The sequence below is a fragment of the Bacillus multifaciens genome, from assembly GCF_030756675.1.
Taxonomy (GTDB): Bacteria; Bacillota; Bacilli; order Bacillales; family Bacillaceae_G; genus Bacillus_A; species Bacillus_A multifaciens.
On record NZ_JAVBXD010000087.1, the window covers coordinates 1 to 2063 of the forward strand.

Consider the following 2063-nt stretch of genomic DNA (forward strand, 5'->3'; position numbering starts at 1 on the left):
CGAGGACTTAACCATATAATATGAAGCAATGTTATCTAGTTTTGAAGGAATATACCTTCATAAGTCTGGTAATGATGGCAGAGAGGTCACACCCGTTCCCATACCGAACACGGAAGTTAAGCTCTCTAGCGCCGATGGTAGTTGGGACTTTGTCCCTGTGAGAGTAGGACGTTGCCAGGCAATTTGAGACGAGTCAGCATGACTCGTCTTTTTTGTATATGCATAATAAGAAGAAAAACATGAGTTGCGTACATTAAGCGAATTCAGATAAAGAAAAAAGGATTTTCCCAGTATTATAAGTAGTTCAGATAACGTGGAGAAACAGCGGGGATAGCATAGCAATTAACAGGACGACAATAGTTATTGTTATAAAATAAGGATTAAGAAGATATATTATAAATTGAAATTAAGGGGATTTAATGGAATAAACCTCATGAAAAAGATAAGCTCAGAGCTAAAACTCTGAGCTTTTTTAAGTGTTAAATACTGTGTGAATCTGCTTGCGAATATCACTGTTATTTAGTTTGTTATTTTATCCATAAAAAAAAGATCGCCTCTTTGGCGATCTTTTTAAACTACATCTCCCGTTACTAACATGGAACGCTTTTGAAGGCTATCGGAACGGAGGCTATATGCAACCACCTTTTTCTTATACTGTTTGATTACATCAACGTGATCGTTGTAACTGTATATCGAAAAACTAACATCGTTTTTGCCTTTCTTAGTATTAATGACCAATGGCGTTCCATTACTCTGTGGAGGAAAATAATATTTCTCTAAAAATAGCGCTTGGTTAAAATGATTAATAATTTGAATCTTCTCTTCGCCTTCTAAAGGTTGTCCGTCGATCGTTACGGTGGCACTCGTATCATCGAGTTTTGGATGTAATTCAAATTTGCCGACAAACGATTCTACAACAGAATTTGGAAGAGAGGTTACTAGTAATTTAAGAGTAAACACAATAACCAACGACACTATAAACCAAGTTGTCATATTTTATCATCTCCATTACATTTTTAAATAAGATTATTACATTACTTATAGTAGTAATCAGCTGATAGACATGTAAAAATAGACCATAATGGTCCACTGTTTATTAACTGTTGATAATTTCCATTTTATCATAGGGTAGTTTGTTGATTTGTGTATATTATGTGAACTTTATTGAAATGTAACAGAAACGACTTTCATGCGTTTTAGTGCAGCTGTTCATGAATAATAAAGTCATTTAAAATGGGGAGAAGGATGGATAAGTTATTACAAGAAATTATAAACTGGGTTAGTATGGCTGATGAACAGATTGTTATTGGCATTTTGGGCCATGGTGCTGCTGGAAAAACAATGTTTGCTAATATGCTCGTAAATCAACTCAATTAAAATGAAGTGAATTATATTAATACGGATCCATACATTGTTAGTTCGTACGAAGTGTTTATGCATCCATACAGTCAATATTTTGATATTATTATTAAAAATTCTGATGAAGCAATATATCTAGAAAAAAATACATTTGAGTTTTATGGAGTTTAAATGCAAATACTTTATTTGGTATGTTTATCATGAGGATTCATTTTCATTATTTTACAGCATCTAGCATGTCGAACATCGTTGGAGGGTCTGTATATTGTGAAAAACGCCGATATATGAGGAGGTATGTAAGAAGGAATTGACCTCCTCGTGGTTAACTGGATAGGTGTATTTTGTTATCCTTAAATAACCGTAAAAAAAGCATTGACTATTATTGAATATGAGTGTAATATTATACGAGTCGCTGGTGAAACAAAGTAACCACGATAAACAAGATGAAAAACTTAGTTGACATCGAATGACTGAGATGTTACCATAAGGAAGTCGCAAATGAGCGACGGATAAGTTCTTTGAAAACTGAACGAAACAAACAACGTGAAACGTCAATTTTTATTTTATGATGCTAGACAAACTTTATTGGAGAGTTTGATCCTGGCTCAGGATGAACGCTGGCGGCGTGCCTAATACATGCAAGTCGAGCGAACCAATTAAGAGCTTGCTCTTAAGAAGTTAGCGGCGGACGGGTGAGTAACACG

1 protein-coding gene, 2 rRNA genes and 1 pseudogene are annotated in these 2063 nt (G+C 34.7%); 3 read left to right on the forward strand and 1 reads right to left on the reverse strand.

What is annotated here, in order from left to right; translation table 11 throughout:
* The first annotated feature begins 64 nt into the window (after positions 1–64).
* Positions 65–180 (forward strand): 5S ribosomal RNA (gene rrf / locus Q9306_RS24460).
* A gap of 390 nt (positions 181–570) precedes the next feature.
* Here the strand turns inward: rrf and Q9306_RS24465 are convergent.
* Positions 571–993, reverse strand: coding sequence for a YfmQ family protein (locus Q9306_RS24465; RefSeq protein WP_306203233.1), 423 nt, complete (start codon positions 991–993; stop codon positions 571–573).
* Between the two features lie 252 nt (positions 994–1245).
* On the opposite strand from Q9306_RS24465, the pseudogene Q9306_RS24470 reads away from it, so the two are divergent.
* Both Q9306_RS24470 and Q9306_RS24475 read left to right on the forward strand, forming a co-directional pair.
* Positions 1246–1530, forward strand: a pseudogene (locus Q9306_RS24470) (hypothetical protein).
* A 411-nt stretch (positions 1531–1941) separates the two neighbouring features.
* Positions 1942–2063 (forward strand): 16S ribosomal RNA (locus tag Q9306_RS24475); the annotation flags it as partial.